We start from the raw sequence: 14,398 nt of genomic DNA on the forward strand, positions 1-14,398 counted from the left end.
GAGTATGATTCTTGCCTCGAACGAGAGGGAATGAGATGCAACTGGAAGAGATGGAGGCAAATGCAAGCCGGGCGGTCGCTCTGCTCAAGGCGCTGGCCAACGAGCGGCGCTTGTTTATCCTGTGTCAGCTGCTGGAGCGGGAGCTGTCGGTGGGCGAGCTCAATGAGCGGCTGGGTTTGAGCCAGTCGGCGTTGTCACAGCATCTGGCTGTGTTGCGGCGGGATGAACTGGTGGAGACGCGCAAGGAGGCCCAGACGGTCTACTATTCGCTGCGCAGCCACGAGGTGCGCGAGATGATAGGATTGCTGCACAAGTTGTACTGCAGCGAACAGAAATAAAAAACCGGCACGAAGGCCGGTTTTTTTAGCTTTGTTCAGCGGATGCTGAATTAAGCCATAGCTTTGATCTGGGCAGACAGGCGGCTCTTGTGACGAGCAGCTTTGTTCTTGTGGATCAGGCCTTTGGTCGCCATACGATCCATGATCGGCTGAGCAACAGCGAAAGCGGCAGTCGCGGCAGCCTTGTCGCCAGAGGCGATGGCAGCGATGACTTTCTTCAGGTAGGTACGGGTCATGGAACGACGGCTGGCGTTGTGCTGACGACGTTTCTCTGACTGAAGAGCGCGCTTCTTAGCAGATTTGATGTTAGCCAAGGTAAAACTCCTAAAACTGTCTTAGCGAGTGTATTGAAAAGGCCCGGAAATATGCCTTCTCAACCACATATTGTCAAATGATTTGTGCAAATAAACACCGCCCCCCGGTGGTGTGTCAGATGGGAGACGGTTAAACTGTCGGCCGATTCTAACAGCATTCTTTTCTTTCCGACAGTTCCAGAGGCCTCGTCTTGAGTAAGAAATTGATCAAATCCGGCATGATAGTGTCCGGAATGACGTTGGCGTCCCGCGTGATGGGCTTGGTGCGCGATGTGGTCATCGCAAATCTGCTCGGTGCCGGGGTGGCCGCAGACGTCTTCTTCTTTGCCAACCGCATTCCCAACTTTCTGCGTCGCCTGTTCGCCGAAGGTGCCTTCAACCAGGCCTTTGTTCCCGTGATGACGGAGTACAAGAAAAAGGGCGACGAGAGCGAGGTGCGCGAGTTGCTGGCCGCAGTGGCGGGCACCCTAGGGGGGATCGTCACCGTGGTCACCCTGCTCGGGGTGCTGGGCTCCGGCGTGCTGACCGCCCTGTTCGGTTGGGGCTGGTTCTGGGACTGGTTGCACGGCGGGCCGGCGGCCGAGAAGTTCGAGATGGCGAGCCTGATGCTCAAGATCACCTTCCCCTATCTCTGGTTCATCACCTTTACCGCCATGGCGGGGGCCATCCTCAATACCTTCGGCCGCTTCGGGGTCTCCTCCTTTACGCCGATCTTTCTCAACATCACCATGATCGCCGCCGCCTGGTGGATCTCGCCCTGGCTGGACGACCCTGAACTGGCGCTGGCCATCGGTGTCTTCCTCGGTGGTCTGGTGCAGTTCCTGTTCCAGTTCCCGTTCCTGCGCCAGATCAACATGCTGGTGTGGCCCAAGTGGGGTTGGCACCATCCGGGGGTGGTGAAGATCCGCACCCTGATGATCCCGGCGTTGTTCGGGGTGTCGGTCAGCCAGATCAACCTGCTGGTCAACACCATGCTCGCCTCGTTCCTGGCGACCGGCGCCATCAGCTATCTCTACTACTCGGATCGACTGCTGGAGTTCCCGCTCGGCATGTTCGGTGTCGCCATCAGTACCGTCATTCTGCCGGCGCTGGCCAAAAAACACGTGGATGCTGATCCGGCCGACTTCTCCCGCACCATGGACTGGGGGGTACGGATGGTGATGCTGCTCGGCCTGCCGGCCATGGTGGGCATCGCCGTGCTGCGCGAACCCATTCTGCGGGTACTGTTCATGCGCGGCGAGTTCGGCTTGCATGAGGTGAGCATGTCCAGCGCCAGCCTGCTGGCATCCACCACGGGCCTGCTGTCGCTGATGCTGATCAAGGTGCTGGCCCCCGGCTACTATGCCCGCCAGGATACCCGCACCCCGGTGCGGATCGGGATGATGTCGATGGCGGCCAACATGGCCTGCAACCTCATCTTCATCTATCCGCTCGGTTACGTGGGGCTGGCGCTGTCGACTGCCTGCTCGGGCACGCTGAACGCGGCCCTGCTGTTCAAGGGGCTCCATCAGCAGAACGTCTACCGGCCCTCCCGCCACACCGGGGTATTCTGCCTCAAGCTGCTGACCGCAAGTCTGCTGATGGGGAGCGTGCTCCTTTACTTCTCGCCGGATCTGGCCCAATGGGGCGCCTGGCACATGAGCAAGGCGAGCATGCAGCTGACCATGCTGCTGGTACTGGGGGGCGCCATCTATGCCGGTGTCCTGCTGGCGCTGGGTATTCGGCCAAAAGATCTGAGAGCGGGGCGGGATGACTGAGTCGGCGCGCCATGGCGGAAGTCCCGCTTGAGCCAGCAATCAGGGCGGGATGGCTGAAATCGGGTCAGCAACAGGGCTGACCCAGAGTGCCGCCTGATATATAATCCGGCGATTTTCATAGCAGCGACGCACAAGGCATTGATGGAGCTTATCCGCGGTATTCACAATATCAAGCCCCGTCACCGGGGGTGTGTATTGACCATTGGCAACTTTGATGGAGTTCATCAGGGTCATCATGCCGTGCTGTTTCGCCTGCAGGAAAAAGCAGCCCAGCTGGGCCTGCCGGCCTGCGTCATGCTGTTTGAACCGCAGCCGCTGGAGCTGTTTGCCGGGGCTGCGGCGCCGGCTCGCCTCAGCCGCCTGCGGGAGAAGTATGAAGCGCTCAAGGGGATGCAGATCGATCGCATGCTCTGCGTGCGCTTCAACCATCGCTTCGCCGAGCAGTCTGCCACCACCTTCATCGAGCAACTGCTGGTGGAGAAACTCGGCGTGCACTATCTGGTGGTGGGCGACGATTTTCGTTTCGGCAAGGGGCGGGAAGGGGACTTCCACCTGCTGGAAGAGGCCGGCCGGCGCTTCGGTTTCGAGGTGATCAGCACCCAGAGCTTCCAGTTGTCCCGTCAGCGGGTCAGCAGCACGCTGGTGCGCGAGGCCCTCGCGGCCGGTCGCATGGCGGAGGTGGAGCTGATGCTCGGCCGTCCCTATACCATCAGCGGCCGGGTGGCCCACGGCGACAAGCTGGGCCGCACCATAGGTTTTCCCACCGCCAATCTGGCCCTCAAGCGCCAGGTGATCCCGGTCGGTGGCGTGTTCGCGGTGGAAGTGTTATGTTCCGGCAAGACCTTCCCCGGTGTCGCCAATGTGGGTGTACGGCCGACCTTGAGCGGTACACAAGCCAGATTGGAAGTACATCTATTTGATTTTTCTGGCGACCTATATGGTCAACAGGTCAAGGTGCTGCTTCGCCACAAGCTGCGCGAAGAGCAGAAGTTTGCCTCTTTCACCGCCTTGAAAGAGCAGATCGAACGAGATGCCCTGGCGGCCCGAGCCTGGTTCGGGCTGCCACTACTCCATTTACCCAGCACTCTTTTAGAAAAGAAGGGAACCCAGGACTGATGAGCGACTATAAACACACCCTGAATCTTCCGGAAACCGAGTTTCCGATGCGTGGCGATCTGGCCAAGCGCGAACCCAACATGCTGAAACGTTGGTACGATCAGGATCTTTACGGCGCCATTCGCCGCGCCAAAGCGGGCAAGCCTTCGTTCATTCTGCACGATGGCCCCCCCTATGCGAACGGCAGCATTCACATCGGTCACTCGGTCAACAAGATCCTCAAAGACATCATCATCAAGTCCAAGGGCCTCTCCGGTTTCGACTCCCCCTATGTGCCGGGCTGGGATTGCCACGGTCTGCCCATCGAACTGAAAGTGGAAGGCATGGTCGGCAAGCCGGGCGAGAAGGTTTCCGCCGCCGAGTTCCGCGCCGAGTGCCGCAAATACGCCAAGACCCAGATCGAAGCGCAGAAGACCGACTTCATCCGGCTGGGCGTGCTGGGTGACTGGGAACACCCCTACCTGACCATGGATTTCGGCACCGAAGCCAACATCATCCGCTCCATGGCCAAGATCGTTGAAAACGGCCACCTGCACAAAGGCTCCAAGCCGGTGCACTGGTGTACCGATTGTGGCTCCGCCCTGGCCGAAGCTGAAGTGGAGTACTACGACAAGAACTCCCCCTCCATCGATGTGCGCTTCAAGGCCGTCGACGAGGCGGGCGTTGCCGCCAAGTTTGATTGCGCCGAAGGCCATACCGGCAAGGGCCCGATCTCTGCCGTGATCTGGACCACCACCCCCTGGACCCTGCCCGCCAACCGCGGCATCGCCATGCACGCCGATCTGGACTATGCGCTGGTGCAGGTGGAAGGGGAGCATCCCGAGCGCCTGATCCTGGCCGCCGAGCTGGTCAAGGACGTGATGGACCGCGCCGGTATCGAGCAGTTCCACAACCTGGGTTACGCCAAGGGTGCCGCACTCGAGCTGCTGCGCTTCAACCACCCCTTCTACAGCTTCGACGTGCCGGTGGTGCTGGGTGACCACGTCACCCTGGATGCCGGTACCGGTGCCGTACATACCGCACCTGGCCACGGTCAGGAAGACTTCGTGGTCGGTCAGAAGTACGGTCTGGAAGTGGCCAACCCGGTTGGCAGCAACGGCGTGTACCTGCCGGATACCGAACTGTTTGCCGGCCAGCACGTGTTCAAGGCCAACGCCTCCGTGGTCGAGGTGCTGACCGAGCGTGGCGCCCTGCTGCACCACAAGGTGTTCAACCATTCTTACCCGCACTGCTGGCGTCACAAGACCCCGATCATCTTCCGTGCCACCCCGCAGTGGTTCATCAGCATGGAGCAGAAGGGTCTGCGGCAGCGCGCGCTGGAAGAGATCGAGCGCATCGAGCAAGACGGCATCAAACAGCACGGCCAGAGCGGCTGGGTGCCGGCCTGGGGTAAAAACCGCATCCAGGCGATGGTCGAGAACCGTCCTGACTGGTGTATCTCCCGTCAGCGTACCTGGGGCGTGCCCATCTCCCTGTTCGTCCACAAGGAGACCCAGGAACTGCATCCGGAATCCGTGCGCCTGATGCACGAAGTGGCCAAGCGGGTCGAGCAGTCCGGCATCCAGGCCTGGTGGGATCTGGACAAGGCCGAGCTGCTGGGCAGCGATGCCGACCTGTACGACAAGGTGCCTGACACCCTGGACGTCTGGTTTGACTCAGGTTCGACTCACTCCTCCGTGGTTGACGCCCGTCCCGAATTCAACGGCAACCCGGCCGACATGTATCTGGAAGGCTCTGACCAGCATCGCGGCTGGTTCATGTCCTCCCTGATGATCGGCGTGGCGATGAAAGACAAGGCTCCCTACAACCAGGTGCTGACTCACGGCTTCACCGTGGATGGCCAGGGCCGCAAGATGTCCAAGTCCATCGGCAACGTGGTGAGCCCGCAGGACGTGATGAACAAGCTGGGTGCCGACATTCTGCGTCTGTGGGTCGCCAGCACCGACTACACCGGCGAGATGACCGTCTCCGACGAGATCCTCAAGCGCTCTGCCGACGCCTATCGCCGCATCCGCAACACCGCCCGTTTCCTCTTGGCCAACCTGAACGGCTTCAATCCGGCGACCGACATGGTGGCGCCTGCCGACATGGTGGTGGTGGATCGCTGGGCCGTGGGCCGTGCCAAAGCGGTACAGGCCGAGATCATGGCGGCGTTCGACGAGTACAACTTCCACGGTGTGACCCAGAAGCTGATGCAGTTCTGCTCCATCGAGATGGGCTCCTTCTACCTGGACGTCATCAAGGACCGTCAGTACACCGCCAAGGCTGACAGCCTGGCCCGTCGCTCCTGCCAGACCGCCCTCTATCACATCGCCGAAGCCATGGTGCGCTGGATGGCGCCGATCATGAGCTTCACCGCCGACGAGATCTGGGCGCTGCTGCCGGGTGAGCGCGGTGAGTTCGTGTTCACCGAGGAGTGGTATGACGGCCTGTTCGGGCTGGAAGCGGGTGAAACCCTCAACGACGATTTCTGGGCCGAGATCCTCACCGTGCGCGGTGAAGTGAACAAGGCGCTGGAAGTGGCTCGTGGCGAGAAGCGCATCGGTGGCTCCCTGCAGGCCGAGCTGACTCTGTTCGCCAAGCCGGCACTGGCTGCGCGTCTGAACGCCCTGGCCGATGAGCTGCGCTTTGTGCTGCTCACCTCCAAGGCCAAGGTTGTCAGCGTCGATGCCGCCCCGGCAGACGCCGTGGCGACCGAGCGCGACGACCTGTGGCTGAGCGTGGCCCAGTCTGCCGCCGCCAAGTGCGACCGCTGCTGGCACCATGTGGAAGACGTGGGCACCATCGCGGGTCACGAAGAGATCTGTGGCCGCTGCGTCACCAACGTCGAGGGTGACGGCGAAACTCGTCAATTTGCCTGATGAACATGACTCACCATAAAAGCGGCCTGCGTTGGCTGTGGCTGGCAGTGCTGGCCTTTGTACTGGACCAGGCGAGCAAGCTCGCCGTGGTCAAGCTGCTGCCATTTGGCTACCCGGGGGTGGAGATCACCCCCTTCTTCAACCTGGTCCATGTCTACAACAAGGGGGCGGCTTTCAGCTTCCTGGCTGATCAGGGCGGCTGGCAGCGCTGGTTCTTCGCGGTGCTGGCGTTTGCGATATGCGGCTTGCTGATCCACTGGCTGCGCAAGCAGTCCGTCGCTCAGCGCTGGAGCGGCATCGCCTACTCGCTGATCATCGGCGGGGCGCTCGGCAACGTGTTTGACCGGCTGGTGCTGGGTCACGTGGTCGATTTCCTCGATTTCTACTGGCAGCGTGCCCACTGGCCAGCGTTCAACCTGGCGGACAGCTTCATCTTCATCGGCGCCGCCATGATAGTGCTGGACGGTTTTCGCAGTGAGAAGAAGAAGGATGTGACGCCATGAGCCAGCCGATTGCGGCAGACAGCAGCGTACTGTTCCACTTCGCCATCAAGCTGGAAGATGGCTCGGTGGCCGACAGCACTGCGTTGCAAGGCAAGCCTGCCCGCCTGCGGATGGGCGATGGCAGCCTGACCTCCAGTTTCGAGCAGTGCCTGCTGGGGCTGCGTGAAGGGGAGAGCAAGAGCTTCACGCTGGCACCGGAAGAGGCCTTCGGCCTCTCCAATCCCGACAACATCTATCATCTGGACCGCGCCAAGTTCGGTGCCGATGTAGAGCCCAAGGTCGGCACCATCATCCTGTTTGACCAGCCCAACGGCAGCGAGCTGCCGGGTATCATCCGGGCGGTGGCAGGGATGTCGGTGACGGTCGATTTCAACCATCCCCTGGCCGGTCACACCGTCACGTTCGAGGTGGAGATCCTGGGGGTTGATGACGAGGAAGCGGTTCACTGATGAATATTCTTCTGGCCAATCCCCGTGGTTTCTGTGCCGGTGTCGACCGGGCGATCAGCATCGTCGAGAGCGCGCTGGAGAAGTTTGGCGCCCCCATCTATGTCCGTCACGAGGTGGTGCACAACCGCTACGTGGTGAACAAGCTCAAGGAGGCGGGCGCCGTCTTCGTCGAAGAGCTGGATGAGGTGCCGGACGACAGCATCGTCATCTTCTCCGCCCACGGCGTCTCCAAAGCGGTGCGCGAGATGGCCAAGTCCCGTGCCCTCAAGGTGTTCGATGCGACTTGCCCGCTGGTGACCAAGGTGCACATGGAGGTCCATCGCGCTAGCCGCAAGGGCTCCGAGGCCGTGCTCATCGGCCATGCCGGTCACCCCGAGGTGATCGGGACCATGGGTCAGTACGAGAATCGCGAGGGGGGCATGTATCTGGTGGAGACGCCGGAAGACGTGGCCAAGCTCAAGGTGAAGAACCCGGACGACCTCTGCTTCGTCACCCAGACCACCCTCAGCGTGGACGAGACCTCGGACGTCATCGATGCATTGCGTGCCCACTTCCCCAAGATCCAGGGGCCGCGCAAGGACGACATCTGTTACGCCACCCAGAACCGCCAGGATGCGGTGCGGGAGATGGCGGGGCTGGTGGACGCCATGCTGGTGGTGGGGTCGCGCAACTCCTCCAACTCCAACCGCTTGCGGGAGCTGGCCGAGAAGGTGGGCGCCAAAGCCTATCTCATCGACGATGCCTCCATGATCGAGGCCGACTGGCTGGCGGGAGTAGAGGCGATCGGTGTCACCGCCGGCGCTTCCGCCCCCGAGGTGCTGGTGCAGTCGGTCATCACGCGCCTGCGTGAGCTGGGCGGCAAGGTGGTGGCCGAACACCCCGGTCGTGAAGAGAACGTGGTGTTTGAGGTGCCGCCGGAGCTGCGCATCCTTTGAGTCAGCCGTCCCGTGCGGGATAGTGCCATGAGTGCCTGAGCCACCTCCTGTGAGGTGGCTTTTTCATGGGCGATTCTTATGACTCTTGTTACCCGGTTTGTGGTGAGATTGCAGCGAAATTTGATGATGTATGTCCAAGATCTGAGTAGATTGAATTGCAAGCGAAGGTCTGCGGTCTAGACTGCTGATGATCTTCTCATCTGGCTTGATGGCACATGGATATGCGAACGAGCCTCCCCGACAAAATCAGAGCGAAACAGGATGTTTTTGCGTTCAGGTTTTAGCCTCATCGAGCTGATGGTCACCGTTGCGCTCATCTCTATCCTGCTGACGTTGGGAGTTCCCTCCTTTAGCGCGATATTGCGCAACATGACGCTGACCAGCCAGGCCAACAACTTCGTGGCCGCCATCAACCTCGCCCGCTCCGAAGCCATTCGCCGCAATACCGCGGTCACGCTCTCCGCAACCGCCAGCAACCTGACCCAGAACCACTGGGAATCTGGCTGGCAGATCTGGGTCGATCGCAACGGCAACGGCACCCTCGACAACGGCGAACTGCTGCGGCTCTTTCCCGACATGGGCGCCGGCACCCTGGTCAGCAATACGTCGCTGGTCCGCTTCAGTGGCAATGGCTTTCTCGACGGGCGTCAGCAGGTGGCGCTGGTGTTCTCTCTGCAGCCGCCGGAGTGTGCCCAAGAGGCCTCGCGCGACATCACGATCACCCCGGCCGGGCGCCCATCCATCGTGGAGACCAGCTGCATATGAAACGACATCAGGGGGTATCTCTGCTTGAGATCATGATTGCCGTGCTGGTGCTGTCGATCGGCATTCTCGGCATGGCGACCCTGCAGTTGCAGGCGCTCAAGAGCAATCAATCGGCGCTCACCCGCACTGAAGCGACTCAGTTCGGCTACATGATCACCGACATGATGCGAGCCAATCGCAGCGCGGCCCTGCTCGGCCAATACAACGTCGGGCTGGGAGAGGCCGTCTCCGGCAGTTCGATGGCAATACAGGACGTGCAGTACTGGAAGCAGGCGCTGACCGGCCTGCCGGGCGGTGACGGGGCGATTGCCGTCAGCGCCGGGCAGGCGACCATCACCATCCAGTGGAATGCCAGCCGGCTGGCCACTGAGCCTGCGCTGCGCAGCATGACCCTGAGGACGGATCTGTGAGCGGGCGGCGCACCTTGTTGCGTCAGGCCGGTGTCGGTCTGGTGGAGGTGATGATCGCCCTGCTGCTGTCACTGCTGACGGTCGGGGTGATCATTCAGGTGCTGCTTGGCAACCACAAAACCTATCTGACCGGTGAGGCCATCGCCCGGGTTCAGGAGGACAGCCGGTTTGCCGTCAACCTGCTGCAGCAGGAGCTGCGGATGGTGGGCTACCAGGGTTGCCTCAGCAAGCAGGGCGTGAACATCACCAACACCCTTAACGGTGGTACGGCGCTGCCCTACAACTTCACCGTCTATCTGCGCGGCTATGACAATGTCACTGCGACGCTGCCCACGGCGTTGTCTGCCCTGTTTACCGCTGCCGAGCCCAAACCCAAACCGGGAACCGACGTGCTGCTGGTGCAGGGGCCGACCGGCGCCGGGGTGCCGGTCACTCGCAACAACAGCGCCGCCCAGCTGTTCGTGCAGCAACTCTCCAGCAAGGCCAACTACTGCGGTACCGGCAAGCAGGGCTACAGCGACTTGTGCGAGGGGGATATCGTCATGGTGTCCGACTGTCAGAAGGCGCGGATCTTCCAGATCACCCAGACCCAGGTGGTGGGTGGTGGCAGCGAGGTCAATATCGGCCACTCCAACGACAACAAATACACCCCGGGCAATACCGTCAGCTCCTGGGGCGGCGCCAGCAGCCCGGTCGAGGAGCGCTTCGGTGCCGGCTCGGTATTGAGCCGGATGGAGACCCGGATCTATTACATTGCCCGCCCCTCTGCCAACGCACCCTATGCCCTGTATCGCAAGAGCGGGCTGGCCGCCGGCATGCTGCTGGTGGACGGGGTCACCGATGTTCAGCTGACCTTCGGCGAGGATCAGAACCGGGATCGGGCGGCGGATCGCTATGTGAGCGCCGCCAGCAACCCGAACTGGGACAACGTGCTGGGGATCGGTGTTCAACTGCTGATGCGCAGCGGTCAGGGCAATGTGGTATCGGATCCGCAGGCCATCAGCTTTGCCGGCGCCACCTTCCAGGCAGTCGACAATCACTGGTACTGGGTGGCCGAAACCACGGTCGCCCTGCGCAACCGGCTGCCATGAGGAGGGAGGCATGATGGCTCGACAAGGGGGAATGGCGTTGGTGATCAGTCTGATTTTTCTTGCGGTGGTGAGCCTGCTGGCGATGGCCAGCATGCAGAGCGCCCTGCTGCAGGAGAAGATGGCGGGCAACCAGAAGGAGTCACAGCAGGCGCTGCAGGCGGCGGAGGCGGCGCTGCGTGCTGCCGAGCGCTATCTGGAGGCGGGCAGTTCAGGCCCCTACGACAACAGTGCCGGCCTCTATGAGTTCGTCAGCGTGGCGGTGGATCCCGCTTCTCCCTCCACGGCCTGGCGCACCTATGCCAATAGCGGCCTGAGCGGACGGGCCCCCGAATATTTCATCGAGCGGTTGCCCTATACCCAGGGCAGCAACGAGAGTCTGGCGGTTGACGAGCCCATCAGCGAGCGCCGCCTCTATCGCATCACGGCAAGGGGATTCGGACTCTCGGACGAGAGCCGGGTGCTGTTGCAATCGACCTACAGCCGCTAGGAGAACAACCCATGCGTGCATCTGGCTACGGACTCTCGGCCCTGCTGCTCTGCACCCAGGTGCAGGCGGCCCTCGACATCGCTCAGGTTCCCCTCTATCTGGGTACCCGGGCCGAACCCAACATCATGTTCAGTCTCGATGACTCAGGTTCGATGCACTTCGAGTTGATGCCGGAGGGGTTGATCGAGAACAGCGCCCGCTACGTCTATCCCAGAGCCGACAATGTCTATGGCAGCGAGGATTATGACAACCGGACCGTGACTTTCACCAGCAACAACGACCGCAATGCCTATACCCGCTCAAGCAACAACAACAAACTCTACTACAACCCGCAGCAGAGCTATCGGCCCTGGGCCAAGGCGGACGGCACCCTGATGGCGAATGCCAGCATCAGCTGCGCACCGCACAACCCCTTCAATACCGCCGCCGGCTGTCGAGATCTGACCAAGAACAACCGCTCCAAGTCCCTGCGTTACTACACCGGGTTCTCCTCCACTGACTACAACGACGATGAAACCTTCTGGCCTGCCGTCTACTTTGCCTACAAGGGCAGTGGCGACGTGAAGAAGGTGGGCAGCTATACCCGGGTGGAGATAAAGTCCGGCAGTACCTATGGCGGGCGCCCCAATCGCAGCGATTGCAAGAGCGCCCCCGTTTGTACCTATGACGAGGAGATCCAGAACTTCGCCAACTGGTACACCTACTACCGCTCCCGGATCCTGGCGGCTCGTGCCGGGGTCGGCCGTGCTTTTGCAAGCCAGGGGCAGGCTCTGCGGGTGGGGTTTGCCACCATCAACGCCAGCGGCAGCGTGATCCGCGGGGTAGCGCCTTTTTCCGGCACCGATCGCAGCGCCTTTTTTAGCGACCTATACAGCCGCGATATTCCGGCCGCTGGTACACCGCTGCGCACCAGCCTGAAAGATGTGGGGGAGTACTTCTCCCGCACCGACAACAACGGCCCCTGGGCGGCCAGTGCCGGCAGCACCTTGCCCCACCTCACCTGCCGGCAGAGTTACAACATCCTGATGACAGATGGCTACTGGAACGGGGATACCCCCTCGGTAGGGGATCTGGACAAGGATGGTTACAGCAATACCCTGGCCGACGTGGCCTACAAATATTGGAAAACCGACTTGCGTGCCGATCTGGCCGACAAGGTGCCGACCAGCACGGCGGATCCCGCCAACTGGCAGCATCTGGTCAACTTTACCGTTGGACTCGGGGTCAACGGGTCGCTCAATCCGGCCAACGGCATCCCGAACCGCTGGCCCAATCCCCATGATCCGGATGACAAGGAGTACAAGAATGCGACCTACATTCCGGAGTACAAGATCGATGACCTGTGGCACGCGGCACTCAACAGCAAGGGCAGCTTTTTCAGCGCGGGCGACCCCGACATCTTTGCCGCAGCCCTGAGCAGCACCTTGGCCCAGATCGCGGCCCGCAACAGCTCCGCCAGCTCGGTGACCGCCAACGCCACCCGGCTGGACAGCAATACCCATATCTACCAGGCCCGCTACAACAGCGGCGACTGGTCGGGGCAACTCATCTCCATCCCCCTCAACAGCGATGGGTCGCTGGGCAACATGGCCTGGGATGCCGCCACCCTGATCCCGGCACACACCTCCCGCAGCATCTTTACTCGACAAAACGGAGTCGGCATTCCCTTCACCTGGGCTGCTCTCAATGCCACCAACCGTGCCCTGTTCAACCTCGCCGGCGACAGCCAGGGGGAAAACCGGGTTGCCTATTTGCGCGGTGATCGCAGTCGCGAACAGAGCAATGGCGGTCTGTTTCGCAGTCGCAGCGATCTGCTGGGGGACATCATCAACTCGGATCCCGTCTATGTCGGCAGCCGGGATTACGGCTACGGCAGCGCCACCGGTCTGACCCAGGCGGAGCGGGACGGTTATCTGAGTTTCCTCGGTTCTACGGCTATTCGCAGCCGTACACCCATGCTCTACGTGGGGGCCAATGACGGCATGCTGCATGGTTTCAGGGTCGCCAACGGGGTGGAGACCCTGGCCTACATTCCTGTCAGCCTGTTGGGGGATCTGAGCTTGCTGACCAAGCCGGATTACAGCCATCGTTACTATGTCGATGGCACGGCCAAGGTAGGCGATGCCTATCTTGGCAGCAGCTGGAAAACCGTGCTGCTGGGATCGACCGGTGCCGGCGGCAAGGCCGTGTTTGCCATCGACGTGACGGCACCGGACAACTTCACCGCCGACAAGATGTTGTGGGAGTTTACCAATACCGAGATGGGAGTGGCGCTGGCGGCACCGACCCTGGTTCGGGTCAAATCCGGCAACAAATGGGTGGCGCTGGTAGCCAACGGTTACAACAGCACCAGCCAAACGGCGCGCCTGTTCGTGCTGGATCTGGCGACCGGCGCGGTGATCAAGGAGATAGATACCCAGGTGGGCTCGGCCAGCGAGCCCAATGGTCTCTCATCCCCCTTGCCGGTAGACGAGGATGGCGACCGGGTGGCGGACTATGTCTACGCCGGCGATCTGCAGGGCAATCTGTGGAAATTCGATCTGACCGACAACAACAGCGCCCAGTGGGGGAGTGCCTTCAAGACCGGCAACAAGCCAAAACCGCTGTTTCAGGCGTGCAACGGGACCTGCTCCGCCAGTACGCGTCAACCCGTCACCATGCGCCCGCTGGCCATCCGTCATCCCAAGGGGGGCATCATGGTGCTGATGGGAACGGGCAGCTATTTCACCAATGACGACAAGTTGCTGCCGGCGACCCCCAGGCTGGAGGCCGTCTACGGCATCTGGGATACGGGGGCTAGCGTGCTCAGCAGCCAGCTGTTGCAGCAGAGCATTACCCACGAGTACTCCGCCAATGGCACCACCATCAAGTTCAACGTTAGGGTGGTGTCCAACACGGGGGTCAACTACACCAGCCAGAAAGGGTGGTATCTGGTGCTCAAATCCCCTGCGTTGAGCAAGGGGGTGGGGGAACGAGCCGTGTCAGAGATGCTTTATCGCAACAAGCGGCTGATCTTCAACACCCTGATCCCCTCGGCGGACGCCTGTGACTTCGGTGGGCGCTCCTGGTTGATGGAGCTGGATCCCGTTTCGGGGGCGCGTTTGACCTACTCGGTGTTCGACGTCAATGGCGATGGTGCCGTCAACGATGACGACTATGTGGGGATCAAGGACAGTGGCGGCAACGACATCAAGGTGCCGGTCAGCGGCAAGCAGTTTGACGAGCTCACCACGACGCCGAGCGTGGTGGAAGATGCCGACATGGAGCGCAAGTACATCAGTGGCTCCAGCGGCAACATATCGGTCACGCTGGAAGAGGGGGCGGGTGATTTGGGTGGTCGCCAGTCCTGGTTGCAACTGGAGTAGAGGTGGA

14 protein-coding genes are annotated in these 14,398 nt (G+C 61.4%); 12 read left to right on the forward strand and 2 right to left on the reverse strand.

Annotated elements, in window-relative coordinates:
* Positions 1-35 precede the first annotated feature (35 nt).
* The gene (locus tag AHA_RS03415; protein ID WP_016349423.1) at positions 36-338 is read left to right on the forward strand and encodes an ArsR/SmtB family transcription factor; all 303 of its coding nucleotides are present in this window, start codon (positions 36-38) and stop codon (positions 336-338) included.
* Between the two features lie 50 nt (positions 339-388).
* On the opposite strand, the gene rpsT is transcribed toward AHA_RS03415, so the two are convergent.
* Positions 389-652 carry a 30S ribosomal protein S20 gene (gene rpsT, locus AHA_RS03420; protein WP_005308808.1) on the reverse strand — a complete coding sequence of 88 codons (264 nt, stop codon included), beginning with the start codon at positions 650-652 and terminating at the stop codon, positions 389-391.
* Positions 653-843: 191 nt separating this feature from the next.
* Between rpsT and murJ the strand changes: the two genes are divergently transcribed.
* Positions 844-2,409: a murein biosynthesis integral membrane protein MurJ gene (gene murJ / locus AHA_RS03425; RefSeq protein ID WP_011704641.1), complete on the forward strand. Its 1,566-nt coding sequence runs from the start codon at positions 844-846 to the stop codon at positions 2,407-2,409.
* Between the two features lie 39 nt (positions 2,410-2,448).
* Here the strand turns inward: murJ and AHA_RS03430 are convergent, their stop codons facing one another.
* Positions 2,449-2,646, reverse strand: coding sequence for a hypothetical protein (locus AHA_RS03430; RefSeq protein WP_164927494.1), 198 nt, complete (start codon positions 2,644-2,646; stop codon positions 2,449-2,451).
* On the opposite strand from AHA_RS03430, the gene ribF reads away from it, so the two are divergent.
* The 10 genes from ribF (at position 2,551) to AHA_RS03480 (ending at position 14,391) form a co-directional block, all read left to right on the forward strand.
* Positions 2,551-3,525, forward strand: coding sequence for a bifunctional riboflavin kinase/FAD synthetase (gene ribF / locus AHA_RS03435; RefSeq protein WP_011704642.1), 975 nt, complete (start codon positions 2,551-2,553; stop codon positions 3,523-3,525). The two genes, AHA_RS03430 and ribF, sit on opposite strands and share 96 nt — an antisense overlap.
* The gene (gene ileS, locus AHA_RS03440; RefSeq protein ID WP_011704643.1) at positions 3,525-6,386 is read left to right on the forward strand and encodes an isoleucine--tRNA ligase; all 2,862 of its coding nucleotides are present in this window, start codon (positions 3,525-3,527) and stop codon (positions 6,384-6,386) included. The genes ribF and ileS overlap by 1 nt, the downstream gene beginning before the upstream one ends.
* The gene (lspA, locus tag AHA_RS03445; RefSeq protein WP_011704644.1) at positions 6,386-6,889 is read left to right on the forward strand and encodes a signal peptidase II; all 504 of its coding nucleotides are present in this window, start codon (positions 6,386-6,388) and stop codon (positions 6,887-6,889) included. Before ileS ends, lspA begins: the two co-directional genes overlap by 1 nt.
* Positions 6,886-7,338 (forward strand): FKBP-type peptidyl-prolyl cis-trans isomerase, encoded by a 453-nt coding sequence (gene fkpB / locus AHA_RS03450; protein WP_011704645.1) that lies wholly within the window; start codon positions 6,886-6,888, stop codon positions 7,336-7,338. Before lspA ends, fkpB begins: the two co-directional genes overlap by 4 nt.
* Entirely contained in the window at positions 7,338-8,273 is a 936-nt protein-coding gene (gene ispH, locus AHA_RS03455; protein WP_011704646.1) for a 4-hydroxy-3-methylbut-2-enyl diphosphate reductase, read from the forward strand. Before fkpB ends, ispH begins: the two co-directional genes overlap by 1 nt.
* A 261-nt stretch (positions 8,274-8,534) precedes the next feature.
* Positions 8,535-9,038, forward strand: coding sequence for a type IVa pilus pseudopilin TppE (gene tppE / locus AHA_RS03460; protein ID WP_011704647.1), 504 nt, complete (start codon positions 8,535-8,537; stop codon positions 9,036-9,038).
* Positions 9,035-9,448 carry a type IVa pilus pseudopilin TppB gene (gene tppB / locus AHA_RS03465; RefSeq protein WP_011704648.1) on the forward strand — a complete coding sequence of 138 codons (414 nt, stop codon included), beginning with the start codon at positions 9,035-9,037 and terminating at the stop codon, positions 9,446-9,448. The genes tppE and tppB overlap by 4 nt, the downstream gene beginning before the upstream one ends.
* Positions 9,445-10,539, forward strand: coding sequence for a PilW family protein (locus AHA_RS03470; RefSeq protein ID WP_011704649.1), 1,095 nt, complete (start codon positions 9,445-9,447; stop codon positions 10,537-10,539). Before tppB ends, AHA_RS03470 begins: the two co-directional genes overlap by 4 nt.
* 10 nt (positions 10,540-10,549) lie before the next feature.
* A complete protein-coding gene (locus AHA_RS03475; protein ID WP_011704650.1) occupies positions 10,550-11,026 on the forward strand; it encodes a pilus assembly PilX family protein in 477 nt (158 codons plus the stop codon).
* 11 nt (positions 11,027-11,037) lie between these two features.
* Positions 11,038-14,391: a pilus assembly protein gene (locus tag AHA_RS03480; RefSeq protein WP_011704651.1), complete on the forward strand. Its 3,354-nt coding sequence runs from the start codon at positions 11,038-11,040 to the stop codon at positions 14,389-14,391.
* Positions 14,392-14,398: the final 7 nt, after the last annotated feature.

Origin of the sequence: Aeromonas hydrophila subsp. hydrophila ATCC 7966, from assembly GCF_000014805.1 — a bacterium.
Taxonomy (GTDB): Bacteria; Pseudomonadota; Gammaproteobacteria; order Enterobacterales; family Aeromonadaceae; genus Aeromonas; species Aeromonas hydrophila.

Bases quoted from the DNA above. Each gene is read 5' to 3' on its own strand.
- tppE (WP_011704647.1), top strand. From the start codon at position 8,535: ATGTTTTTGCGTTCAGGTTTTAGCCTCATCGAGCTGATGGTCACCGTT.
- fkpB (WP_011704645.1), top strand. From the start codon at position 6,886: ATGAGCCAGCCGATTGCGGCAGACAGCAGCGTACTGTTCCACTTCGCC.
- ribF (WP_011704642.1), top strand. From the start codon at position 2,551: ATGGAGCTTATCCGCGGTATTCACAATATCAAGCCCCGTCACCGGGGG.
- AHA_RS03430 (WP_164927494.1), bottom strand. From the start codon at position 2,646: ATGATGACCCTGATGAACTCCATCAAAGTTGCCAATGGTCAATACACA.
- AHA_RS03475 (WP_011704650.1), top strand. From the start codon at position 10,550: ATGATGGCTCGACAAGGGGGAATGGCGTTGGTGATCAGTCTGATTTTT.
- AHA_RS03480 (WP_011704651.1), top strand. From the start codon at position 11,038: ATGCGTGCATCTGGCTACGGACTCTCGGCCCTGCTGCTCTGCACCCAG.
- AHA_RS03415 (WP_016349423.1), top strand. From the start codon at position 36: ATGCAACTGGAAGAGATGGAGGCAAATGCAAGCCGGGCGGTCGCTCTG.
- ispH (WP_011704646.1), top strand. From the start codon at position 7,338: ATGAATATTCTTCTGGCCAATCCCCGTGGTTTCTGTGCCGGTGTCGAC.
- lspA (WP_011704644.1), top strand. From the start codon at position 6,386: ATGAACATGACTCACCATAAAAGCGGCCTGCGTTGGCTGTGGCTGGCA.
- tppB (WP_011704648.1), top strand. From the start codon at position 9,035: ATGAAACGACATCAGGGGGTATCTCTGCTTGAGATCATGATTGCCGTG.
- ileS (WP_011704643.1), top strand. From the start codon at position 3,525: ATGAGCGACTATAAACACACCCTGAATCTTCCGGAAACCGAGTTTCCG.